The 22,767-nt window shown below is 60.5% G+C and carries 19 protein-coding genes and 1 rRNA gene; 9 read left to right on the top strand and 11 right to left on the bottom strand.

Going from position 1 to position 22,767, the window contains the following annotated elements; translation table 11 throughout:
• The first annotated feature begins 6 nt into the window (after positions 1-6).
• Both ACFSYH_RS10975 and ACFSYH_RS10970 read left to right on the top strand, forming a co-directional pair.
• Entirely contained in the window at positions 7-1,071 is a 1,065-nt protein-coding gene (locus ACFSYH_RS10975; protein WP_377466996.1) for an LLM class F420-dependent oxidoreductase, read from the top strand.
• Between the two features lie 65 nt (positions 1,072-1,136).
• Positions 1,137-2,438 carry a GNAT family N-acetyltransferase gene (locus ACFSYH_RS10970; RefSeq protein WP_377466995.1) on the top strand — a complete coding sequence of 434 codons (1,302 nt, stop codon included), beginning with the start codon at positions 1,137-1,139 and terminating at the stop codon, positions 2,436-2,438.
• A 67-nt stretch (positions 2,439-2,505) separates the two neighbouring features.
• Here ACFSYH_RS10970 and ACFSYH_RS10965 read toward each other — a convergent pair whose 3' ends face one another.
• Positions 2,506-3,543 (bottom strand): Fpg/Nei family DNA glycosylase, encoded by a 1,038-nt coding sequence (locus ACFSYH_RS10965; protein WP_377466994.1) that lies wholly within the window; start codon positions 3,541-3,543, stop codon positions 2,506-2,508.
• Positions 3,544-3,581: 38 nt separating this feature from the next.
• Positions 3,582-4,031, bottom strand: a complete 450-nt coding sequence (locus tag ACFSYH_RS10960; protein WP_377466993.1) for a ribose-5-phosphate isomerase — start codon at positions 4,029-4,031, stop codon at positions 3,582-3,584.
• 109 nt (positions 4,032-4,140) lie between these two features.
• Between ACFSYH_RS10960 and ACFSYH_RS10955 the strand changes: the two genes are divergently transcribed.
• Positions 4,141-6,138 carry a M13 family metallopeptidase gene (locus ACFSYH_RS10955; RefSeq protein ID WP_377466992.1) on the top strand — a complete coding sequence of 666 codons (1,998 nt, stop codon included), beginning with the start codon at positions 4,141-4,143 and terminating at the stop codon, positions 6,136-6,138.
• 383 nt (positions 6,139-6,521) lie between these two features.
• Here ACFSYH_RS10955 and rrf read toward each other — a convergent pair.
• The 3 genes from rrf to ACFSYH_RS10940 form a co-directional block, all read right to left on the bottom strand.
• Positions 6,522-6,638: ribosomal RNA gene (gene rrf / locus ACFSYH_RS10950) — 5S ribosomal RNA — on the bottom strand.
• A 280-nt stretch (positions 6,639-6,918) separates the two neighbouring features.
• Positions 6,919-7,569 (bottom strand): hypothetical protein, encoded by a 651-nt coding sequence (locus ACFSYH_RS10945; RefSeq protein ID WP_377466991.1) that lies wholly within the window; start codon positions 7,567-7,569, stop codon positions 6,919-6,921.
• Between the two features lie 89 nt (positions 7,570-7,658).
• Complete coding sequence (locus ACFSYH_RS10940) at positions 7,659-8,267, bottom strand: mycothiol-dependent nitroreductase Rv2466c family protein (protein WP_377466990.1); 609 nt, start codon at positions 8,265-8,267, stop codon at positions 7,659-7,661.
• A gap of 189 nt (positions 8,268-8,456) precedes the next feature.
• Here ACFSYH_RS10940 and pepN point away from each other — a divergent pair, with 189 nt between their 5' ends.
• Positions 8,457-11,003 (top strand): aminopeptidase N, encoded by a 2,547-nt coding sequence (gene pepN / locus ACFSYH_RS10935; RefSeq protein ID WP_377466989.1) that lies wholly within the window; start codon positions 8,457-8,459, stop codon positions 11,001-11,003.
• Positions 11,004-11,244: 241 nt separating this feature from the next.
• On the opposite strand, the gene ACFSYH_RS10930 is transcribed toward pepN, so the two are convergent.
• The gene (locus ACFSYH_RS10930; RefSeq protein ID WP_377466988.1) at positions 11,245-11,703 is read right to left on the bottom strand and encodes a hypothetical protein; all 459 of its coding nucleotides are present in this window, start codon (positions 11,701-11,703) and stop codon (positions 11,245-11,247) included.
• Between the two features lie 53 nt (positions 11,704-11,756).
• Here ACFSYH_RS10930 and ACFSYH_RS10925 point away from each other — a divergent pair, with 53 nt between their 5' ends.
• Together ACFSYH_RS10925 and ACFSYH_RS10920 are read left to right on the top strand one after the other, a co-directional pair.
• Positions 11,757-12,779 (top strand): toxin-antitoxin system YwqK family antitoxin, encoded by a 1,023-nt coding sequence (locus ACFSYH_RS10925; protein WP_377466987.1) that lies wholly within the window; start codon positions 11,757-11,759, stop codon positions 12,777-12,779.
• Positions 12,780-12,781: 2 nt separating this feature from the next.
• Positions 12,782-13,720 carry a mechanosensitive ion channel family protein gene (locus ACFSYH_RS10920; protein ID WP_377466986.1) on the top strand — a complete coding sequence of 313 codons (939 nt, stop codon included), beginning with the start codon at positions 12,782-12,784 and terminating at the stop codon, positions 13,718-13,720.
• A 23-nt stretch (positions 13,721-13,743) separates the two neighbouring features.
• Here the strand turns inward: ACFSYH_RS10920 and ACFSYH_RS10915 are convergent, their stop codons facing one another.
• Positions 13,744-14,220, bottom strand: a complete 477-nt coding sequence (locus ACFSYH_RS10915; protein ID WP_377466985.1) for a PTS sugar transporter subunit IIA — start codon at positions 14,218-14,220, stop codon at positions 13,744-13,746.
• Positions 14,221-14,224: 4 nt separating this feature from the next.
• The gene (locus ACFSYH_RS10910; protein WP_377466984.1) at positions 14,225-14,455 is read right to left on the bottom strand and encodes a glucose PTS transporter subunit EIIB; all 231 of its coding nucleotides are present in this window, start codon (positions 14,453-14,455) and stop codon (positions 14,225-14,227) included.
• Positions 14,456-14,765: 310 nt separating this feature from the next.
• Between ACFSYH_RS10910 and ptsP the strand changes: the two genes are divergently transcribed.
• From ptsP to ACFSYH_RS10895, 3 genes are all read left to right on the top strand, one after another.
• Positions 14,766-16,475, top strand: a complete 1,710-nt coding sequence (gene ptsP / locus ACFSYH_RS10905; protein ID WP_377466983.1) for a phosphoenolpyruvate--protein phosphotransferase — start codon at positions 14,766-14,768, stop codon at positions 16,473-16,475.
• Between the two features lie 246 nt (positions 16,476-16,721).
• Entirely contained in the window at positions 16,722-17,078 is a 357-nt protein-coding gene (locus tag ACFSYH_RS10900) for a globin (protein ID WP_377467189.1), read from the top strand.
• Between the two features lie 130 nt (positions 17,079-17,208).
• The gene (locus tag ACFSYH_RS10895; protein WP_377467188.1) at positions 17,209-18,117 is read left to right on the top strand and encodes an acyl-CoA thioesterase; all 909 of its coding nucleotides are present in this window, start codon (positions 17,209-17,211) and stop codon (positions 18,115-18,117) included.
• Positions 18,118-18,265: 148 nt separating this feature from the next.
• Here the strand turns inward: ACFSYH_RS10895 and ACFSYH_RS10890 are convergent, their stop codons facing one another.
• The 3 genes from ACFSYH_RS10890 to ACFSYH_RS10880 are packed head-to-tail and all read right to left on the bottom strand — an operon-like array spanning position 18,266 to position 22,684.
• Complete coding sequence (locus ACFSYH_RS10890; RefSeq protein WP_377466982.1) at positions 18,266-18,817, bottom strand: acyl-CoA thioesterase; 552 nt, start codon at positions 18,815-18,817, stop codon at positions 18,266-18,268.
• Positions 18,818-18,827: 10 nt separating this feature from the next.
• On the bottom strand, positions 18,828-20,579 hold the full coding sequence (locus tag ACFSYH_RS10885; RefSeq protein ID WP_377466981.1) for a GTPase: 1,752 nt from the start codon (positions 20,577-20,579) through the stop codon (positions 18,828-18,830).
• Complete coding sequence (locus ACFSYH_RS10880) at positions 20,576-22,684, bottom strand: dynamin family protein (protein ID WP_377466980.1); 2,109 nt, start codon at positions 22,682-22,684, stop codon at positions 20,576-20,578. The genes ACFSYH_RS10885 and ACFSYH_RS10880 overlap by 4 nt, the downstream gene beginning before the upstream one ends.
• Positions 22,685-22,767 lie beyond the last annotated feature (83 nt).

The following is a 22,767-nucleotide window of genomic DNA, read 5'->3' as shown; positions in this document are numbered from 1 at the left end:
GCGCACATGCGTATTGGCATCAACGCAGGCTATTGGCAATCTGGACCGCCATCAGGCATAGAGCAGGCGATCCTCGCCGCAGACGATGCCGGGGTGGATTCGTTCTGGACATCCGAGGCCTATGGCTCAGATGCGCTCACTCCCCTCGCGTGGTGGGGAGCCACGACCAAGAACATCCGGCTGGGAACTGCAGTTATGCAGATGAGTGCTCGCACGCCAACCGCCGCTGCCATGGCGGCGATCACGCTCGATCACCTCAGCGGCGGCAGGTTCATCATGGGACTCGGCGTCTCCGGCCCGCAAGTGGTCGAGGGCTGGTATGGGCAGCCATATGCACGCCCGCTTGCTCGGACCCGCGAGTACGTGGACATCGTGCGGCAGACCTTCCGCCGCGAAGCACCGGTGACGGCGCGCGGACGCTTCTACCAGTTGCCACTCGCTCCCGAGTCGGGTGAGGGCGTGACGGGGTTGGGTAAGGCCCTCAAGTCCACGGTGCACCCACTACGGACGGATCTACCGATTCATCTTGCTGCGGAAGGCCCAAAGAACATCGCCTTGGCCGCCGAAATCTGCGATGGTTGGCTTCCGCTCTTCTACTCTCCACGGCTCGACACAGAATTCCGTGACCTGCTCGCAGAAGGATTCGCCCGCCGTGCCGAGGACCTCTCCCCCACTCAACAATTCGAGGTCAGTGCCACGGTTCCCGTAGTCGCACACGACAATCTCGATGACGCCCTTGCCGCGATCCGCCCGTTCTTCGCGCTCTACATCGGTGGGATGGGCGCACAGTCAGCTAACTTCCACCGTTCAGCGGTGGAACGTCTCGGTTATGGCGAGATTTGCGACGATGTGGCAGCCCTGTATCAGACCGGTAATCCCAGCGACAAGGCCAAGGCGGCCGAGTTGATCCCCCTTGAGTTGATCGACGATGTCGCGTTGGTCGGTCCGGTCTCTCGAATCGCCGAAGGGCTAAGACGATGGGAAGACACTGCCGTCACATCCATTCTGGTCCAGGGCGACCACAGTGCTGTGACCGCACTACTGCAGGCGAACGCAACCATCTCGTCGTAAGGCAAAGTGCTGCACGGCAGCGAAATACAATTGCACTCCATCCAAGAAACTGATGATCTTAACCCATGCCATTTCCGGAAAACTTCACAGTGACCACTATGACGCCCCAGGACAAAAGGGACGTCTACGAATTCGATCAGTGGGCATTCCCCAGCACACAATCACTCGATGCGTTCCTTCAACAGACCCAGCCGTTCCCAGACGAACGCTCCGTGGTGGTACGCGACCCAAACGAGCAGATCGCCGCATTTCACACCTCATATGCCTTCGCACAGTTCAACGTTCCGGGCGCGACCGTGCCCGCATCTGGCCTGTCCTGGGTTGGCGTGCACCCTCAACATCGCCGCAAAGGTCTGCTCCGATCGATCATTGAGCGGCATTTCGCGGACTGTGTCGACCGGAACGAGGCTATCTCGGTCCTGTTCGCAGCGGAACCAGGCATCTACGGACGTTTTGGTTATGGCCGCGCTTCCTACGACGTGAGATGTCGCATTCCGCGCAGCGCGGCGCAGCGTCCACTCATCGAGGCATCGGCAAGTGAGGAAGACGAACTAACCGTCCGCATCGAACTCTTCAACCCCGACCAACACATACCCATCATCGAAGACCTGCACGTGCGCGCCGGACACAACGTGAACGGCACCGGGCTCAACCGACCCGGCTGGGCCACCCGCGAAACCGACGAGCTACGCACCCGCCTGCACACCGTGACCCCGCCACCCAACACTCGGGAGGCAACCCGGATCGTCCTGATCCTGCGTGACGGCGAGCCCGTTGGATACACCAAATTCCATCGCGAATTGAACTGGGAAAACACCGGCCCCAACGGCCATGTCATGACCAGCGAGGTTGTTGCTCTCGACCCAGCCGCGTCCTGGAAACTGTGGTCCGTGATCACCGAATTCGACCTGACCGGATACACCGATTCGTTCATGCTGCCAATCGACGATCCAATCGTTACCCGCCTCGAAAACAACCGATCCATCACGATGCATCACGTCGACAACGTGTGGGCGCGAATCATCGATCTCAAGGCCGCCCTCGAAGGTCGTCAATACGCGTGCGATGTCGAGGTTGTGTTGGAGGTGACCGACACCCTGATCGAATCAAACGCAGGACGATGGAAACTCATCGCGTCCGCTTTCGACGGGCCAAGTGGTTCGCGGACACCGATCGTTGAGCGCACCGATGAGACACCGGATATTACCCTCGACATTCGTGACCTTGGTGCAGTGTATCTGGGCGGGACATCGCTCAGCTCACTGGCCTCGGCGGGCCTCGTACGCGCAGTGAACCCGCGTGCGCTTGCCACAGCATCGACGGCATTTGGTTGGCCGCACGCCCCGATGAGTTCGTGGGTGTTCTAACTCAGAGTTCGACGAGCCATGTCCCCACGTGCACGCTGCCCGGTCTGCTGGTCCAGTTCGAACGGATCTAGTTCTGGCAGGTCGGGCACCAATAGAGCTTACGGGCCTGCATATCAGCGATAGAGACTGTGGTTCCACAGATCCTGCAGGGTTGTCCGTGCCGGTGATACACGTAGAACGACCGATCCCGAGGCACAGCGTCAGGGTCGCCATCCGTGTTTTGACGGGTGACGGCCCTACGTCCACTGGCTTCGGCGAGTGCGGCCGGATCCATGCCCTTATCGCGATCTTCTGGCTCGGTTGTAACGATAGCGCCGGTTTTGACCCCATACTCCATGAGGACAACCAGGTCATCCCACATCGCGCGTAGAGTCTCTTCCGGTACCAGGTTTCCGGGCAGATAGGGGTCGACATGCGCTCGGAAGAGCGCCTCAGCGCGATAGATGTTACCAACACCAGCGATGACGGATTGGTTCATCAGTTGTTGACCGACCGCTATCCGGCTGCGACGAACCTGATCTATAAACCGTTGTGGGTCCGCATCGGATCGTAACGGGTCCGGACCGAGCTTGGCAGCGGCACGGCGCATCTCTGGGAAGTTCAGCACCTCGCAGGCGGTTGGTCCGGTCAGGTCGGCAACGGCGTGTTGGCCGAGGATTCGCGCCCTCACTTGGCCGCGAGGGTCCGGAACGATCCATTCAACGGATTCGGCTGTGTTGGACCTGTGCACGGCTACGGTTCCCGGGGCGAGCACTGCAGCATCGAGCACCCGCTCTTGTTCCCCGATCCTCTTGCGCGGTGCGCCGATCGCATGCACCGTACTCACTGAGCCATCTCCCGCGAACGTCCATGAGCCATACAGTCCAAGGTGGACACGCAACCAATTCAGGTCCTCGTCCGGAACCTCACGTGTCGCAGCCGGATCTGGTCCAAAGCCCAAGAACATTTGCTTACCGAACGCTTCAGCGCGCAACAGCGGGCTGCCGTTCAGCAATGCCGCACCATCGGCGAACCGTCCCTGCGGGCTGGTCACGCTCACAGCTTCGCCGCGAAACAGATGGTCAAAAGTGCGCGCAAGGCGGTGGACGGTGTGGCCTTCAGGCATAGTTCTTTTCTTGGAGGTACGTGCGGGTGGGGTGTGGTTTAGCGATCGTTCTCGTACTGCGCAAGCTGGTCAATACGACGCTGGTGACGTTCATTCTCGGAGAACGGCTCGGCAAGATACGCCTCAACGAACGATGCGGCTTCCTCGACAGTGTGCTGACGCGCACCGATTGCGATCACGTTTGCGTCGTTGTGCTGACGGGCCAGCCTGGCCGTGTCCAGGTTCCAGGCGAGAGCAGCACGCACACCCTTCACCTTGTTGGCGGCGATCTGCTCTCCGTTGCCGGAACCGCCAATGACGATTCCAAGTGTTCCTGGCTCAGAGACAACGGCCTCGCCCGCGTCAAAGCAGAACGACGGGTAGTCGTCGAGAGCGTCATATTCGTGTGCGCCGTGGTCCACCACATCGTGGCCCTTCTCGCTGAGGTATGCGACAAGGTATGCCTTGAGGGAATATCCGGCGTGGTCTGAAGCAATGTGTACTCGCATTCCTCCATTCTGCCCTATCACACCCACTTTGTGTGCGCCGCGTTCACCGCTGAGCGAAAGCGGTCTCAACTACTGCCCTTGAGTGTGTCAGGTGCAATAGTGTGGGAATATGACGCAACCCTTACACTCCGGTAAATCCGGAATCGACACCTCTGTCTTCTCACCGTCCGTTCGTCCCCAGGACGATCTGTTCCGCCACGTGAATGGCACATGGCTTGATGAGTATGTGATCCCCGACGACCGCGCCTCCGACGGTGCATTCCGAGCCCTGCACGATCAGGCTGAGGAGAACGTCAAGGACATCATCTTGGAACTCGCCGCCAAGCCCGCGGGCGAACTTTCCGGCGTTGAGAGCCAGGTTGGTGGCCTGTACGCGAGTTTCATGGACACCGACCGCATCAATGAACTGGGGACCACGCCGCTCGAGGAGGACTTCGCCGTCATCGATGGACTTACCGATTCCTCCCAACGTGCACACGCACTCGGCGAGTTGCAGCGCACGGGAGCACTCGGCGCGTTCGGATTCTACGTGGACAACGATGCCAAGGATCCTGAAAAGTACGTCGTATATGCCTATCAGAGCGGCCTCGGCCTTCCAGACGAGTCTTACTACCGCGAGGAAAAGTACAAGGACATTCGCGAGGCATACGTCAAGCACGTCGCACGCACGCTCGTGCTCGCAGGCCGCGCCGCTGAGGATGAGGCTGGTGCCGCCGCCGAGCAGGTTTTGGCTCTGGAGACCAGGTTGGCTGCACAGCACTGGGACGTTGTGCGTGACCGCGACTCCGAGTTGACGTACAACCCTATGACTTTCGACGAGTTGGCGGCTTCCGCGCCCGGATTCGACTTCGCCGCTTGGCTGGCTGGAGTGAATGCCCCTGCAGGGTCGTTCGACACCCTCGTTGTGCGCGAGCCTGACTTCTTCACCGGCTTCGCTGAACTCTGGGCCGCTGCGGACCAGTCGCAGTGGGATCTGTGGTTCACGTTCCACATCATCTCTGGCCGCGCATCGTTGCTAACCGACGACTTCGTCGAGGAGAACTTCGACTTCTACGGCCGCACCCTCTCCGGTGCAAAGGCAGTACGCGAGCGCTGGAAGCGTGGCGTCTCGATGGTTGAGGGGTCCCTCGGTGAGGCTGTCGGCGAGGTGTACGTTTCACGTTACTTCCCACCGTCGCACAAGGAGAAGATGGACCGACTCGTTGGCTACCTCATTGAGGCGTACCGCGAGTCGATCACCTCGCTTGACTGGATGGGCGAGGAAACCAAGGTGAAGGCCCTGGCCAAACTCGACGCCTTCACGCCAAAGATCGGGTACCCGGTCAAGTGGAAGGACTACTCGAAGCTCGCTATCGATCCGAAGGATCTTGTGGGCAACTCGCGTCGTTCCTCCGAGCTTGAGACTCTGCGCGAACTTGAGAAGATCGGCAAGCCGCTTGACCGCGACGAGTGGTTCATGACCCCACAGACCGTCAACGCCTACTACAACCCGGGTATGAACGAGATCGTGTTCCCAGCTGCGATTCTGCAACCTCCGTTCTTTGACCCGGAGGCCGAGGACGCCGCGAACTTCGGTGGCATCGGCGCGGTCATCGGTCACGAGATCGGCCACGGTTTCGATGACCAGGGTTCTAAGTATGACGGTGCTGGACGCTTGGAATCGTGGTGGACGGAGCAGGACCGCGAGGAGTTTGAGAAGCGCACCGGCGCTTTGATCGCTCAATACGAGGCTCTTACTCCTGCCCAGTTGTCTGAGGAGCACAAGGTCAATGGCGCGCTGACCATCGGTGAGAACATCGGTGACCTCGGCGGCCTGTCCATCGCGCTGAAGGCGTATGCTCTCGCGCTCGGCGGCAGCCTCGATGACGCCCCTGTCATCGATGGGTTGACCGGCGCAGAGCGGGTGTTCTTCTCCTGGGCTCAGGTCTGGCAGACAAAGATGCACGACGAACTCATGGTTACGCGTCTTGCGACCGACCCGCACGCCCCCGCCGAGTTCCGCTGCAATCAGATCGCAGCCAACGTTGATCTGTTTGCTGAGACGTTCGGAGTGAGGGAAGGCGACGCCCTCTACCTTGCTCCTGAGGATCGCGTTCGCATCTGGTAACACTCACTGATCCATTTAGCTAGACCGACCCGTTTAGTTAAGCCACGCGACTTAGTTAAACCACCAAGGTCCGTGCCTTTCAATGTGAGAGGCACGGACCTTAGTGTTGTGTAGGCCATTCAGGATTGTGCCCCTTCACACTCGATGGGCTGTTCTTGGTCCGGGTGCACGTCCAAAGATCATGCACCCGGACCAAAAACAGCCCATCGACCCGCTAGTACGCCAACCCACAGACTGTCAGAACCTACGTCCAAACCGTCAGACATTAGGTCCATGGGCACCAGGGCTATGGGCCAAGCACCGGGGTTACGGGCCAAAACCTAGGACACAACAAAAACGAGGATCCCCGTCTTTGGGAATCCTCGTTCTTTTATGAAGTTTAAGTGCGGCCACGTTCTACTCTCCCACACCCTCCCGAGTGCAGTACCATCGACGCTGGTGAGCTTAGCTACCGGGTTCGGAATGGGACCGGGCGTTTCCTCACCGCTGTGATGGCCGCAGAATTAAGTTAACTACACTCCCACCCACAACACCAACTTTAGGCGGGGTAACCTCCACCACACCGCAGCAGCATGCACGCCAAATGCTACAGGTACAGGCACGCGCAACACCCACACCAGCCCCGGACCAGGCGTGAGACAGGCACATCAACGCAACACACTCGTCGCCAATCAACACCCCTGCAATCGAACTCAACGTTTTGTGCCCGAGATCAACCGCCATTCGGTTGATCTCGGGCACAAAAGGTTGAGTTCAGCGGGCGGGGCGAGAGGTGCAGCACTAGTGCGTGGTGATTCCTGCACGCGCCAACTTGAAACCGCGCTCCGAGTTCGAGTCCTCGCAGGCCATCCCCGTGTTCGAGGATTCGCAGACGAAGTTGTTGACCGTTTTGGAGTCTCCATACTCAAGCACCTCGATACCATCGCCTGCGGCTACGGGTAGCTCAGACTTCGGGATGCATGGCAGCGTGGTTCCAGATGACCGAAGTTCCACGACGTAACCGATGAATCCCTCACACCCGTTGGGATTTTCTTCCGGGGTATCGTTCAACTTCGCGATGGAGCAGACAACCCCGGTGGACGAGATCGTGCAGATGATGTTTCCGGTGGGAGTGGTGAACGTTTCCGCCCCGGTGATGTCCGCGAGGTCTTCGGCATCGGGTTCTTGGCCCTCGGAGCCGTCCGGCTCACTATCTGGTGCAGGTGAAGAGGAACCTGGTGTGCGGTCATCCGCCACCTGATTGGATGATGGTCCGGAGAAGAACTGCGCCGCCATGGCTATGGCGATTCCGATCAGCACAACGTCGACGACTACAAGTGCCCAGACAATCGCGTTGAGGGTGCTGAGTGATGGGCCGGTTGATCGGTTCGGTGTGGCGGGACGATGCGGCGGGGCCGGAGGTCGTTGTGCGCCGGGGGTGTATTCGGTCATTCGTGCGTCACTCCTGTGGTTCTTAGCACCCTCACGTTACCGGTTGCCGTGGAATCAACGTCATGCGGTCAAAGGGGACTGTTCCCCATTCAGAATTGCGGTCCCTCGGTACGGGTGCGCTTGAGTTCGAAGAATCCAGGGGTTGAGGCCACGAGAACGCAGCCGTCCCACAGGCGACCCGCGTCTTCGCCCTTCGGAGCTGGGGTGACCACTGGCCCGAAGAATGCGACACCGTTGAATGCCACAACCGGGGTGCCCACGTCCTCCCCCACCTGGCGGATACCTTCTGAGTGCGATGTTCGGAGCGCCTCATCGTATTCGGTCGAGTCATAGGCGTCGATGAGATCTGCGTCGAGCCCGGCGTCCGCGAGCGCTTCGATCGTGACTTGCTTGCGGTCGGATCTGCCGCCGGGGTGTAGGCGGGTACCCATCTCGTCGTAAAGCGGCTTGAGTGCCGCAGCGCCGTGGCGCTGCTGCGCTGCGATGAGGACGCGGACGGCACCCCATCCCTCGCGCATGAGTTCGGTGTATTTCTCGTCGAGTTCGCGGCCCTCGTTGAGGACGGACAGTGACATGACGTGCCAGCGCACGTCGATGTCGCGCACGCGGGTGACCTCGTCCATCCAGCGGGAGGTCATCCACGCCCAGGGGCACATTGGGTCGAACCAGAAGTCTGCGATGTTGGTGGTTGCGGGCATGTTGCTTCCCTCTTTTTAAGCGTCTGTATGGCGCTATAGCGCCCCGGTTTATTGCCGACGATCCGGCTGCGTCATGCTCTAGCCTATCGGTTGCGCTGGTGGCTGATCTAGGCAAATGCGACGCGTCAAGCGTTTGAGTTTGGTGAGACAATGGATTCATTCGTGTTGATTTCCTTAAGGAGAGGCATAATGCCGGCAGAGAACCTCACCCGTCTTGAAGCTGAAGAACGTGCGGGTTTGGTAAGCGTTGACGCTTACGAGGTAGCACTTGACCTGACCACCAGCGAGACCACGTTTGCCTCGCACACCAAGGTGACGTTCTCGGCGAAGGAGGGGTCGTCCACCTTCATCGATCTGATCGCGCAGTCGGTTGATTCGATTGTTTTGAACGGCACCGCGTTGGACCCTGCAAGCGTGTATGCGGATTCGCGTATCGCGTTGGAGAACTTGGCGGCGGACAACGTTCTTGAGGTGTCCGCTCAGTGCGTTTACATGAACACCGGTGAGGGCTTGCACCGCTTTGTTGACCCTGTGGACGGCGAGGTGTACCTGTACTCGCAGTTTGAGGTTCCTGACTCGCGCCGTATGTTCACGGTGTTTGAGCAGCCGAATCTGAAGGCAACCTTCCAGTTCACGATCACCGCCCCAGCGCACTGGGAAGTTGTGTCGAACCAGCCGACCCCGCAGCCAACCGCTGCCGGCGAGGGCACCACTACGTGGGCGTTTGAGCCGACTCCACGAATTTCGTCGTACATCACCGCGCTCGTCGCTGGACCGTATGACGTGCAGCGTTCGGAACTGACCTCGGCTGATGGCCGGGTTATTCCACTTGGTGTGTTCTGCCGTAAGTCGCTGTCGCAGTACATGGACGCCGACTACGTGTTCGACAAGACCCGTCAAGGTTTCGAGTTCTTTGAGGCGCAGTTCGACTACCCATACCCGTTCGACAAGTACGACCAGTTGTTCGTACCGGAGTTCAACGCGGGCGCGATGGAGAACGCTGGCTGTGTCACTTTCACCGAAACCTACGTGTTCCGTTCCAAGGTTACCGACGCCATCAAGGAACGCCGCGTTGTCACGATCCTGCACGAGCTCGCGCACATGTGGTTCGGGGACCTGGTCACCATGAACTGGTGGAACGATCTGTGGCTCAACGAGTCCTTCGCGGAGTGGGCCTCGACTCTCGCCACCGCTGAGGCAACCGAGTGGAAGGGGGCTTGGACCACCTTCAACGCGATGGAGAAGACCTGGGCCTACCGTCAGGATCAACTGCCATCGACTCACCCAATCGTTGCGAACATCAATGACCTCGAAGATGTGTACGTGAACTTTGACGGCATTACGTACGCGAAGGGCGGCTCGGTCCTCAAGCAGCTCGTTGCCTGGGTTGGTTTGGACAAGTTCATGCAGGGTGTTGCCGCGTACTTCAAGAAGCACGAGTTCAAGAACACCGAACTGTCTGACCTGCTTGCGGAACTCGAGGTAACCTCGGGCCGCGAACTGACCTCGTGGGCCAAGTTGTGGCTGGAGACTGCGGGCGTGAACACCCTCGCCTCGGACATCCGGGTTGATGAGGACGGCACGATCACCGCGTTCAACATTGTGCAGAGCGCCCCAGCCGACTACCCAACGATTCGTCCGCACCGCATGGCCGTGGGCTTCTACGACTTCAACGAGGACGGCTCTCTGGTCCGCACCGAGCGTGTGGAACTCGATGTCGACGGTGAGTCGACCGCGCTACCTGAGTTTGTGGGCAAGCAGCGTCCAGCGCTCATCCTGCTCAACGACGATGACCTAGCGTACGCGAAGATCCGCCTCGACGCTGACTCGCTTGAGGTCGCTCGCGATTCGCTGTCCGCAATCGAGGACCCGCTCGCACGTTCGCTCGTGTGGGCGTCGATCTGGGATGCCACCCGCGACGGTGAATTCCCCGCCTCGGACTACGTTGCACTCGTGCTCAGCCACATCGCGCCAGAAACCGAGTCCACGACTCTTCGTTCGACTCTCGCGCAGTTGCTCCTGACCGCACACGCGTATGTTGCACCGGACCGCCGTGACGCCGCCGTAGCACTTCTCGGTGACGCACTGTGGAGCCTCGCTCAGGATGCTGAGCCTGGTTCGGACGCTCAGTTCCAGTTTGTGAAGTATCTTGCTGCCACTCCAACTCAGGGTGAGCACGTGGACGCCTTGGCTGGACTGCACGATGGTTCTGTCAGGCTTGAGGGCCTGACCGTGGACACCGATCTGCGTTGGGAAATCCTTGAAGGTCTCGTACTCGCCGGACGTGCTGGCAGCGCCGAGATTGATGCGGCGTTGGCCGAGGACGACACCGCTAACGGACGCCAAGCAGCAGCCCGCGCCCGTGCTGCTATCCCAACTGTAGAGGGCAAGCAGGCCGCATTCGACCTGATCTTCAACAACGACGAACAGCCAAACGCTATCGTCCGCGCCGCCGGTCTGGGCTTCAACCACGTCAACGACGCGTCCGTGCTGTCCGGTTTCGTGGCTCCATACCTCGACTCGCTGAACCGGATCTGGACCGAGCGGTCGTTCCACATGGCATCGCAGATCCTTGAGGGCTTCTACCCGAGCCCACTCGCGAACGAGGAGTTGCGCTCGGCTACCCAGGGCTGGCTCGACTCCAACGCGGATGCTGCCCCAGCGCTGCGCCGTCTCGTGGTCGAATGCCTCGCAGGTGTTGAACGTGCGATCAAGGTATCCGCTTCGGATCAGTGATTCCGCGCTGTAGTTGACTGCACGCGAAAGCGGTGGGAATCGTGTTGATTCCCACCGCTTTTGTTTTGCCCTATTGCCGTGCCCTGCCCTACTTGCTCTGCCCGTGATTGTTAGGGGCATAGGTTTTGTCTGGTCTGTGAGTGGTTGGAACACTCACAGACCAGACAAAACCTATACGCCTAATGTGGGGCGGCGATGGTAGGGCTGGCAGTGGAAGGATGCGGCCCCAAGGAACGCAGGCTTAGCGCAGGCTTGGGAGTGCGACTTCCCATTTGTCCGCGACCTGACCCGCGAGAGGCACGTTAGGGCACGCGTCAACCAGATCGGCTAGGACCCGATCTTCATTGCGGTTGTAACTGCCATATCCGCCGCTGGTGTCAATGAGATCGCCGGGTTTGAGCAAAGTACCGTTTGGGGTTTGTACTGCAATGGTGCCATCGTCCAACTGCACCGTTCCTGATCCCTTTGGTAACCCGAGGAATACGGGGTCGCTACCGTCATCGCTAGTTAGGGTCCAGCACGTGTCTGTCAGTGCCACAGTGCCTGTGACCTGTCCGTCCATGCCACCAAAGCCCCACGAACTCGTGGGATAGAAGTGGTAGCCGGAGGCCCTGTCGTGGTATGGCGGAACTCCGCCAGCAGCGATCCCCCACCCGAGCATCAAGCCAAGGACAACACTCAGCACCCCTCGTGCTTTCATAAGTCATCACTCCTGTCATCTGCCCCTCTGTTTAAAACTATATGCTTGAACCCATGGCAGAGCCCACCTTCACCTATGATCCGACCACGCTACGCGAGGTAGCGGACGATCCAGAAGCAGCCCGCACGTTTGCAGACGGTGTGCTCGCCCATTACCGGTCGTGTTCCGATGATCCACGTGAACAGGGACAGATCACGCCGGTATTGATCCAGTGGCTACGGATCTCTGGACAGACCTCGCGTGCAGAGGAAGTGGCGCGCACCGCGTTCATCCGTGCTGGTGGAGCACTTGCCCTCGATTCGCTGGAGAGCGGTGAGTCAGCATGGTTCACACCAACGCTCGACCAGATCCCTGCGGCACTACGGCTCGCCACGGCCCTGCAGTGGAACGACGAGTTGGATGAGTCCAAGTCCGCACTGGCCGCACAGATCTTTGACGGCTGCGTCCAATTCCTCACCCATTTGCTGGATGCCTCGGACGCGCCGGATCCGCACCACCAGCAACTTCTTGCATTCACTCTCCAGCATCGAGGAAAGCTTCGCCTGCAACTCGGGGATGTTTTCGGTGCCTTGCGAGACACCAACCTGGGGTTGTCTCTGCGTATCGAGTCCAACGCGCCAACTGACCAGGTATCTTCGTCCCAGTATGCCGTCAACTCGATTGTTCACCTGATTGAACGCGATATCGAAGAGCACGTGAACCGTGCCGGAGCCACAATCGAGACTGAAACATTTGCCGCAGGTGATCGTTCCGGATACGGTGCCGTGAACGGAAAATCTCGAATCGGGCCCTGGCTGTTTTGGTTCAAGTCCGGCAGGATCAAGGCTGCCGGCGAGTACCGCAATGACCAGTTGCATGGACCTTGGGTCTGGTTCCGAGAGCAGGGTGGACTGCTCCAAGAGGGCAGTTTCGAGGAGAACCTCCAAGAAGGACACTGGGTTCGATACCACCCGAACGGCCGGCTCCTCGATCAGGGCGAGTTCCACCGCGGAGACAAGATCGGACGCTGGGAACACCACAGTGCCGACGGCAGGCTCATCAAGACCACCAATCACAAGATCAAGAAGCGGAAGTAACCGTGCACCTGACATACCTGACCGCTACTGCGACCCCCTCCCCAACGACATCTTCGGACACGACGGAGGAACTCGCAAAGGAAGCTGCCAAGTGGTGGAATTTTCTTCTGGGCGCGCCGCTCACAATAGCGATCATCATCGCAGTCTCGCTGATCGTTCTGATGATTCTTCGCAAACTCATCAACAAGGTCACGGATAAGCTCGCCAACGGAGTCAACGACATCGAGACTTCTGGCGGCTCAGAGCGAACTCGTGCTCTTCGAGCCATGAATCCTCTGGTCAACGCTCGGCGCGCTCAACGCTCGCGAACCATCGGTTCCGTCCTGCGTTCTGTGGCATCTCTGCTCATCGGAACCATCGCGGTACTGCTTATTCTCGACCAGTTGAACGTCAACATCGCACCGATTCTCGCGTCCGCGAGTGTGGTTGGTGTTGCGCTGGGATTCGGCGCACAATCCTTGGTGAAAGACTTCCTCTCAGGGATATTCCTCATCCTTGAGGACCAGTACGGCGTTGGCGACAATGTCGAGATCGGGGACGTATCGGGAACTGTGGAGTCCATTGCCCTTCGGATCACCAAGGTCCGCGATTCGCACGGGACCCTGTGGTATCTGCGCAACGGTGAGGTACTCAAAGTTGGAAACAAGACCCATGGCTGGGCTATGGCCACCGTCGAGGTGAAGGTTCCCTACGATAGCGATCTCGCTGAGGTGCGCGCTGCGTTGAAGAACGTGGCCGCCACCGTCAAGAAACGCAAAGACATCGCAGCTTCACTGCGCGGTGACGTGAAGATCTCTGGTATCGAATCGATGTCCTCCAGCGCCGTGGCCCTCAACGTCCAGGTGAAGACTCTGCCAGCGCGTCAGTGGGAGGTCGCCCGCGTGCTGCGTGAGGAGATCCGCGCCGAGTTCGAGAGCCAGGAGTTGAAACTGGCCGATTGACGCGACCGGGAGGACGTAAGGCCCTAGACTCCCGGTGACCACTCAAGCAGCGGTGCACCTGGCTGGAGCTCAGCCGACTCGTCGGCAAGCACCCGAACATCGCTGTCCTCAGCCTGAACCGCAACAAGAGGGCACATCACAGACAAGCCCGCCTCGCGGGCGACCCGTGGCCGCCACTCGATCAGCAGATCGCCGACAGCTACGTCCTGTCCAACGGATGCGTGCAGCACGAACCCAGCGCCCTGCAACGTCACCGTATCGATGCCCAGGTGCACGAGAACATTGACATCGTTGCCCGCGTCAATCGAGAAGGCATGTGGGAACACAGCTGTGATCGTGCCAGAGAGCGGGGCAAGAACTTCGACCACATCTGCGTCGTCGAACGGCACAAGCGCTACACCCGGGCCAACGATGTTCTGTGCAAACACCTCATCGGGCACCAATGACATCGCGGCCACCGTTCCGTGGAACGGGGCCGCGATGGATAACACGTCAGGCATTACTCTAGAGCTGCTCTTGGAGCTGCGCAGCCAGGTTGTCAGCGTCGGGACCAACGATGACCTGGATGATACGGCCTGAACGAACCACTCCGAACGCTCCGGCAGTCTTCAAGTCAGCGTCATTGACCGAGTCCGCGTCACGAACCTCGACGCGCAGACGCGTGATGCATGGCTCGAGCTCAACCACGTTTGAAAGGCCACCGAGTGCATCGAGGATCTGTTGTGCCTTGCTCATCTGCTACATTCCATTTCCGCGCGGGTGTGCGGCGGTCGCTTCCCCGGCGTCACCGTCTACGTGTGCAGGAACGGTGGCAAGAGGCGAGAACTTCCGTCGTTCGCGCTATCTATGCGTACTTCCGAGGACCGTGGCTTAAGACCAAAGTCCCAGATGCATCAATACTACTGCCCTTTTAGGCTACAACAGTCAGAGCGTCCAAACCTCGCCGAACTCCAACGGAAATTCACCTGAGGAAACGTGATTCACGGCGTTAAGTGTGTAACGATGGTCACCAAGACCGAAACAGAGCAGTTCCGGAGGCCCCCCAATGCCAGTTCTTGCTGACGAAGCAGCTGCCCGCACCGTGACCGGAATCGGCGTATGCGCCGGTATCGCCGCGGGTAGAGTTTTCCACCTCACCGAGCCGATCACCGAGCCCTCGCCGGGCTTGCGACTCGGTCCGCGCGCTGATCACCGCGCCGAGGCAGACCGTATCGAAACCGCATCCGACCGAGTTCAGGCTGCGCTCGTCGCCGCTGCAGAGCGCGCAACCGGTCAGCACACCAAGGAGATGCTTGAGGCCACAGCGGCGATGTCCGCAGACCCGATGCTCGTCTCGGATGCCCAGCGCCGCGTCACCGAGGAGCACCTGGTCGCCGAACGCGCCGTGTGGGAAGCCGCCGAATCGGTCAAGAAACAGTTCCAGCAACTCGGTGGTTACTTTGCCGAGCGCACGAGCGACATCAACGACATCCGCGACCGCATCATCGCCGAGTTGTCTGGGCGCCTCGCCCCCGGCCTCCCAATGGTTGATGAGCCCTACGTTCTGGTGGCGCCCGATCTGGCCCCCTCCATTGCGGCGACACTTGACGAGAACCTCGTTCTCGCTATCGTCACCGACGGTGCTGGCCCCACCTCGCACACCGCGATCATCGCGAATGCCAAGGGCATTCCGGCAGTGGTTGCCGCGCTCGGTGCGACCGAGCAGTTACGACCGGGGGTAACCGCCCTTGTCAACGGCTCCTCGGGTGTGGTCGTGGCGTCGCCTTCCGACGAGCAGGTTGCGTCTGCCCTCAAGCATGCGCAGGTGGTCCGCACCTTTGACGGACACGGGCACACCAAGGATGGACATGCCATCGCGATCCTCGCCAATGTCGGCGACACCGCGAGCGCCAGGGAGGCTGCCTCCGCCAACGCTGAGGGTGTGGGGTTGTTCCGCACCGAGTTCTGCTTCCTTGATCGGACCGAGTCGCCGACTGTGAACGAGCAGGTAGAACAGTACGGCGGGGTGTTTGCACAGTTCTCCGGAAAGAAGGTCGTCATCCGTACGCTCGACTCGGGTGCAGACAAACCGTTGCCATTCCTGACGTTTGACAACGAGGAAAACCCTGCGCTTGGGGTCCGCGGCTACCGGACGGCGGGGCGCGCCCCGGAGTTGCTCGATGAGCAATTGGAGGCAATCGCTCAGGCTGCCTCCGCGCATCCGTCAACCGACGTGTGGGTCATGGCTCCCATGGTGTCGACCGTTGACGAGGCGGAGGCTTTTGTTGAGTCCTGTTCAAGGCATGGGCTGAATACTGCCGGGGTGATGATCGAGGTTCCGAGTGCGGCGCTGCTGTCCTCTCATATTCTTACCTCCGCTCGGTTCGCCTCGATCGGCACGAACGACCTGACCCAGTATGCGATGGCGGCCGACCGTTTGATGGGGCCGCTCGCACAGTACAACGACCCGTGGCAGCCTGCTGTGCTGCAACTCATTGATGCCGCATGCAAGGGCGGTAAGCTCAACGACCGTCCCGTGGGAGTCTGTGGTGAGGCAGCGGCAAACCCTGCTCTTGCCATCGTGCTGGTAGGACTTGGCGTATCCACGGTGTCGATGTCTCCACGTGCGATCCCCGACGTGGCTGCCGCGCTGGCCGCGGTTGAGTACAAGAAGTGCCTTGAGGTTGCTCGTACGGCATTGCAGGCGCGCAATGCCCGCGAGGCTCGCCGGGCCGTCCGTGCTGCGCTGCCGGAGTTGGCTGCGCTAGGGCTCTGATTCTGGGGTATTCGTGCACCTCTAGGACCTGATACACCCAAATTCCAGTCCGTATGGTGATTTTCCGGGATCAAGGTGATTTTTCTTAGGACTTGATTCCGGAAAATCACCATACGGGTTCATGCATGATCCAAGACAAAGCTGTGAGTGAGGCCACCGCCGGGCGAGGCGGAAAAGTTATCTCTTCTTTGACATAGTTAAGTAGTGAGTGAAAACACCCCAACCGCGCCAACACCGTATGAGTCGATGGGCGGGAAAGAGACCTTCGAGAAGCTCGCCCGCGTGTTCTACGAGGGCGTTGCTCAAGACCCACTCCTCAAGGAGATGTATCCCGAGGAAGACCTGGGACCAGCCGAACGTCGCCTCTCGATGTTCCTTGAACAGTACTGGGGCGGTCCCAAGACCTACTCCGAGGAACGCGGACACCCGCGCCTGCGTATGCGCCACGTGCCGTACAAGATCAATCCCGAGGCACGTGATGCGTGGCTGAAGCATATGCGTGTCGCGGTCGAGTCGCTCGGGCTGTCCCCCATGAACGAATCGCAGTTGTGGGACTATCTCGAACGTGCCGCCTACTCGCTGCTCAACACCTTCGACGACTAGCCACTTGCCTAGGTGCCGAGAACTGGGCACTGATTGACACCTCACGTGATGAAACCCGTAGGAGACACCGATGACGCAGCCACCATCAGGGCCGCAACCCACCCACCCACGTATCCCCACCTCGTCGCCAATGGGGGTCAGCCACACACGGTACACACCTGATGTGAAACTCATTGAGCAGGACCCACTCGCACACCTGTTGCGGGTGCTGAACCTCGAGTACCACGGCGACTCCACCGGCGAGGACGTGTACTCGGGCGAATCGATGCACCAACCATCCGGCCGGGTCTATGGCGGTCAGGTGCTTGCACAGGCGATTCTTGCGATGGGTCGCACCGTGGACCCACAACGTCTCCCCCACTCACTGCACGCATATTTCCTGCGCGCCGGGGACATCAACCTCCCCATCGATTTTGCCGTTGAGCGACTGCGCGACGGTGGTTCGTTCTCAGCCCGACGGGCACACGCCTACCAGAAGGGCCAGGCGATCCTGTCCGGCATCATCTCCTTCCAGGAAGACCAGCCGGGACGGGAACTCGCACAACCCATGCCAGATGTCGCGGGGCCGGACGATCTTGCCTCCACAAGCGACACACTCGGCCACATCGACCACCCAGTGGCGGCGTTCTGGACTCGCCAGAGCGCATTTGAGATCCGACATGTCGACCCGTCCATCTACCTTGGACCAGCTCAGCAGGTACAGGCACACCAGGCAGTGTGGATGAAGGCACGTGGCGTTGTCGATGCCGATCAACTCACGCACCGTGCACTGCTCACCTACGCGTGCGACCAGATCATGCTCGAGCCTGTGCTACGCGGACTTGGAGCGAGCTGGATGTCCCCGGGGCTATCGGTTGCGAGTCTCGACCATGCGATGTGGTGGCACCGCGACGTCAAGGTCGATGACTGGTTCCTGTACGTTCAGGGTTCCCCGACCGCGCAGGGTGGACGAGGCCTCGGCGTATCGCGGATCTACCAGAACGACGGAACCCTCGTGGCGACCACCGCGCAAGAAGGCATGATTCGCCTGCCTGCATAGGTTTTGCTGGATTGACGACGATTTTCAGGCCACCCGCATTCGGCTTACGCACGCGGGTGGCCCGTTCCTTTGGCGGTATCATTCGTGCGTTGACCGCTCGGTGATGCCGCCTTTGTCAGCGTCCAGGGGCCACGCCCGTATCGCAAAGTCAGCGACGATGGCGGAACGTGACCGGTTCATCCACATAGTCAAGCCAGGCCTCACGTTCTGCTGCGGTGATACGCCGCGGGTTCCCGGTCTCCCGATCCACCATGACCAGGGTTGTTGAGGCGATTGCATACACGTGAGATGTGGTGCCGCCACGCGGCCTGTCATCCCGGATCCGGTAGGAGATGTCGATTGAGGCACCGCCGATGTGGCCGATCCACAGTTCCACGATGACGGGGTCGCTGCGGTAGCGCAGCGGTGCAAGATATTCGATCTCGTGACGAGCAACAAGCGTGAACGTGGCAGCACTGGCCCCGGCATCGATGATCTTGGTGCTAGGCCGCGACGTGGATGCGGTGGTGTCGGACGAGCCCTCGGCCAAGACCGTGCTGCCGTGCGCATCGGCCACGGACCCTTCAACCTCGGATTCATCTGATGCCCAGAATGCCTCGATGCGCGCCATCTCCAGCAGACGCATCATGTCGACGTTGTTGACGTGGCCATAGGCATCCATGTCGGACCAGCGCAGATGTACGGGAACCTCAATCTTCATGACGCCAAGACTACCGAGAAGCCACGAGCGCTGCGAGCACACACGCCTCACGTAGGTCACGCTCGTGCTTGACGGGTTTCACGATGTGCGAGCGCGCAACCGAATCGATCTCCTCAATGAGGCCGTCACGAACACGCCGCGCGGTCTTGCGAGCGTAGAGCACCGAGAACAGGCGACACACGAGTCCCAGCAACACCCCGAGCAGTAACCCGGCGAACGTCATGAGCGTTGGTATGGGGAATCCCATCCACTGCGGCTCGTTGGGGACCTCGATGCGCAAGTAGGCGGCGATGGCCAGGAAGGTCAACCAGGCCGCACCCGCCACGAACACGAGCAGGAGCAGTCGGTGCAACCAGGTCACGATCGTCCACCAGGCCGGGCGGGTGAAGGCAACCGAGGGAGCATGCGCAACGGCTGCGTCGAGTGCGTCGGAAAGATCGACATCTGCGAGCCTCTGCTTGACCCCCAGCACCCAGTCCTGGGGCCCACCCGAGGTTGCCGCCTCAACATACTCGCGTACGGCGAGACTCGCCCCAGCGCTCAGCGCCGGGTCGGTGACCACGCGGGAGGTGCGCGCAACACGCAGTTCGCTCTCGCCCATCTCACGAGGAGCACTGGAATGTCCGGTAGTACCTAAAGATCCAGCAGCGTGGCTCTCGGTCAGCCGAGCATTCCCACTACCCACTGCACGCCAGATCCTGCCCGCAACCCCAAACCGGCGTAGCGGGTCTCTACGCAGTCTGGCAATCCACGCGGTGAGTGGCCAGCCTGTCGCGATATGGCTACGCCGCAGCGCCGATTGGTAGGCGGCATCGGCGATCTCGGGAACACCGGCTGCGTCGGCAAGTGAGTCGACGAGGTGAGCCTGCGATATCTCGGTGTTCTCCTGCGTCGCCATGTGTCCACACTCATCGGCAATCACCTGTCCGCAGGCCCGCAGTTCCGCGATGAGCGAGTTCGCTTGAGCTGCCCGTCTGGTTGCAGCGATCTCGAGGAGCGCCTGCAACTCTGAGATTCCCTCGCCGGTCTTGGTTGACAGTGCAAGAACCGTCGCGCCCATGACGCCATCCTTGGCGAGCAGGCGCTTGATGTCGGCCAGGCACTGGTTCTTCGCCTGAGCATCAAGTCGATCCGCTTGATTAAGCACCACAAGCATGTCGCTGTGCTCGCGGAACCTGGTCAGATATTCCTGATGGAAGATGGCATCAGCATATTTCTGCGGATCGGTCACCCACACGATGAGGTCGGCGCGCTGCGTCAAATGATCGGCGCGAACGCGGTGCTCGGCAACGACCGAGTCGAAGTCCGGTAAGTCCACCACGATCAGTCCAGCCCGCAGTTGGCCCTTTCGCCGTTTACCTGGAACATTCTGCGCAAGATAATGCCGCTGTCCCACCCCGAGCCAGTCGAGTAGTTGTCCGGCCTGCACCCGCCCTTCCTCGCTTGAGTCCCAGACCGCCGCAAGTGCCTGGGACGTAGTCGGCCGTTTTGGGGATGCAAGCCCAAGCTCCTGTCCGGCAAGCGCGTTGATGATCGAGGTCTTACCCGCACCCGTTGATCCTGCCAGCACTATGACCGTGTGATCGAGGGACTGACGCAGCCGTCCACGAGCGATTGCGAGCTGCTTTTCGCAACGTGTCACAGTTTCCGTGCGCAACCAGTTTCGACCTGTGTCGAGGGCTTCGTGGAGTGCCTCGACTCTCATCTTGACGTCGGCGTTGCGGCGTTTGGTTTCGCGGTTCTCGTAGGTGCGTACGCTCACGGTTCGCTCCTGTCACCGCGTCGAGACCGGGGCAGTATTCTGCGCCACCAGCCGCTCCTGCGCCCGCTCTCGGCCGGATCAGTGGCGCCATCCGCTTCAGGTGATGGTGTCCCGGCACGGGTTCCCGCGCTTCCATAGAGCACTGCCCCCTCATAGAACTCACGGTCCGCGTCCACTGCGTGCAGGAGGTCAACGTCACCGCCGAACCACGCAGACGACGCGACGGGTTGTGCAATGCCTGCCAACTCGTCGCCAATCGGCTCACCCAACACCACTGCCGCTGAGGGCTCCTCCAAAGCGTTCGTACCTGCATGTCTCGGGTCTGCATTTGCTGCGTGCAGCGAACGCGCTGCGGTGCGTAGCCGCACCGAGGACACATCCAGCCCGTCCAACTCCCGCAGGTTACTGAGGTATCGTTCCTGTTCTGCGTCGAGTACCCGCGCAATACGCGCCGTGAGGTCACGCTGTGCCTCGGCTGCAAGTCGACGTACCGCGTCCTCGCCAAACACCGATTCCAGGAGGCGCTGAGCGAGGACTCCCGTGCCTCCCGCAATTCCTATCTCCGCCCCGGTTAATCCGCCCGTCGCCGCAAACACGACCACCATGAGCGCAACGCCCAGGCCATTGGTGCCAAATGCGAGCAGCCGCGCACGTGCGCGCTTCGGCGCGCCGTTCTCGCTGACCAGGGTCAGCACAGCCGCCTGCCACTGGCGGATTTCGTAGGAGAGTTTGTCTTTGAGGCTTTCCGACGAGACGGCTAGGCTGGCATCTTTCGCGTACGTCGCGCCCGCCACATGTGAGTGCCACGCACGGAACGCCTGTTCCGCAGCACGATCCGTTTGGTCCTTGATCACCACGTAGAGGGATTCGCCCACCGCCCGTTGGACCTTCGGCGCTGCCGTCTTTCCCCTGAAGTATGCCGACACCCTGTCGCGTGCCGCAGAGATCTTCTCCTCCACGCCACGCATGAATTCACCGGTGCCAACGTAATCCTGCCAACGGCTGAGCACTTCGCCGCGCAGGAGGGAACCGTTGGAGGTCTCCTCCGCGATGTTTCGCGCTGCCCTGTCATAGGCATCACGTACTGCACCGCTGAGCGTGTCACGGGCGCGGATCTGCGTTTCCACGTGCACTGCAAGTTGTTCAATAGTACGTGCCAGGCTTTCAATGGCTCCGTGACGGGTTCCCGCGATCACACTGTCACGGCTACCTGGTGAAAGCATGAGCCACGCGAGCCACTGCGATAGGTGGGCGGTCGCATGCGCAGGGAGCAGACCGTCGCGCAGAGGCTGTTCCTCGATCACAAACAACGGCGCCTCAGCCAACTCGTGACGGTCGAGCATCGAGCGTAGGTGGGGTACCACGTCAAGAGAACCGGGGTCGACCCGATCGATCACAACTGCCAGTTCAGTCTGCCGTGCCGCCGCGGTGCGCAGGGCATCCCACGGCACTGCATCAGCGTACCTGGCCGCGGTGGTCAGGAAGATCCACAAGTCCGCTGCGGCAAGAAGCTGCTGCGCAAGCGCCCGGTTGGAATCGACCATCGAGTCGATATCTGGCGAATCAATGAACGCAAGCCCCTGAGGTACCCGATTTGATGGCACAAGCCTCAGTTCCTTCATCTCCTGGGATGCGTTGCTCCCCGCTGGGGTACCTTCCTGCGACAGAGGCTGGTGTGCGTTCTCGCGGCTGAACGACGGCAGGATACGTCCGCCCGTGAACCACTCCTCATCACCGGGGTGGTACACGAGCACCGGGTTGCGGGTGGTGGGGCGCAGCGCACCGGGAAGGGAGACACGCTCGCGCAACAGCGAGTTGATGAGCGTAGACTTACCGGCACCGGTCGAGCCGCCGATCACTGCAAGCAATGGAGCCTGGTCCGAGTCCAGCCGTGGCAGAACATAGTCCTCAAGGTGCTGCAACGCCTGCGTGCGCATGGTGCGGGCGGCGCTCGCGTCAACGGTTTCCAGTGGAAACGCCAGATCCTCAAGCGTCAGACGCGCTTCACTCGCCACCGAGGCGAGACCCCCAAGCCTGTGCCCGGCATCCCCATCGTGGTGAGGCGAGTGTGGGCTACCTGTTGGTGGGTGCGCTGGCGAGACCATATGAGAATTGTCCGTAATATCTGCCAAGTTTGCTGCGCGAACCGCCTAACAGCATATGAATTTCAGGAAAGATTCGCCCTTTG

This window comes from Populibacterium corticicola (assembly GCF_042683685.1).
Taxonomy (GTDB): domain Bacteria; phylum Actinomycetota; class Actinomycetes; order Actinomycetales; family Cellulomonadaceae; genus Timonella; species Timonella corticicola.
This window is presented reverse-complemented; position numbering and strand designations above follow the sequence as displayed.

Coding starts and splice junctions, on each gene's coding strand:
- ACFSYH_RS10940 (WP_377466990.1), bottom strand. CDS start 8,267: ATGCCCGCAACCACCAACATCGCAGACTTCTGGTTCGACCCAATGTGC.
- ACFSYH_RS10970 (WP_377466995.1), top strand. CDS start 1,137: ATGCCATTTCCGGAAAACTTCACAGTGACCACTATGACGCCCCAGGAC.
- ptsP (WP_377466983.1), top strand. CDS start 14,766: ATGCCAGTTCTTGCTGACGAAGCAGCTGCCCGCACCGTGACCGGAATC.
- ACFSYH_RS10955 (WP_377466992.1), top strand. CDS start 4,141: ATGACGCAACCCTTACACTCCGGTAAATCCGGAATCGACACCTCTGTC.
- ACFSYH_RS10895 (WP_377467188.1), top strand. CDS start 17,209: ATGGGGGTCAGCCACACACGGTACACACCTGATGTGAAACTCATTGAG.
- ACFSYH_RS10930 (WP_377466988.1), bottom strand. CDS start 11,703: ATGAAAGCACGAGGGGTGCTGAGTGTTGTCCTTGGCTTGATGCTCGGG.
- ACFSYH_RS10880 (WP_377466980.1), bottom strand. CDS start 22,684: ATGGTCTCGCCAGCGCACCCACCAACAGGTAGCCCACACTCGCCTCAC.
- ACFSYH_RS10915 (WP_377466985.1), bottom strand. CDS start 14,220: ATGCCTGACGTGTTATCCATCGCGGCCCCGTTCCACGGAACGGTGGCC.
- ACFSYH_RS10965 (WP_377466994.1), bottom strand. CDS start 3,543: ATGCCTGAAGGCCACACCGTCCACCGCCTTGCGCGCACTTTTGACCAT.
- ACFSYH_RS10890 (WP_377466982.1), bottom strand. CDS start 18,817: ATGAAGATTGAGGTTCCCGTACATCTGCGCTGGTCCGACATGGATGCC.
- ACFSYH_RS10945 (WP_377466991.1), bottom strand. CDS start 7,569: ATGACCGAATACACCCCCGGCGCACAACGACCTCCGGCCCCGCCGCAT.
- pepN (WP_377466989.1), top strand. CDS start 8,457: ATGCCGGCAGAGAACCTCACCCGTCTTGAAGCTGAAGAACGTGCGGGT.
- ACFSYH_RS10900 (WP_377467189.1), top strand. CDS start 16,722: ATGGGCGGGAAAGAGACCTTCGAGAAGCTCGCCCGCGTGTTCTACGAG.
- ACFSYH_RS10975 (WP_377466996.1), top strand. CDS start 7: ATGCGTATTGGCATCAACGCAGGCTATTGGCAATCTGGACCGCCATCA.
- ACFSYH_RS10925 (WP_377466987.1), top strand. CDS start 11,757: ATGGCAGAGCCCACCTTCACCTATGATCCGACCACGCTACGCGAGGTA.
- ACFSYH_RS10910 (WP_377466984.1), bottom strand. CDS start 14,455: ATGAGCAAGGCACAACAGATCCTCGATGCACTCGGTGGCCTTTCAAAC.
- ACFSYH_RS10960 (WP_377466993.1), bottom strand. CDS start 4,031: ATGCGAGTACACATTGCTTCAGACCACGCCGGATATTCCCTCAAGGCA.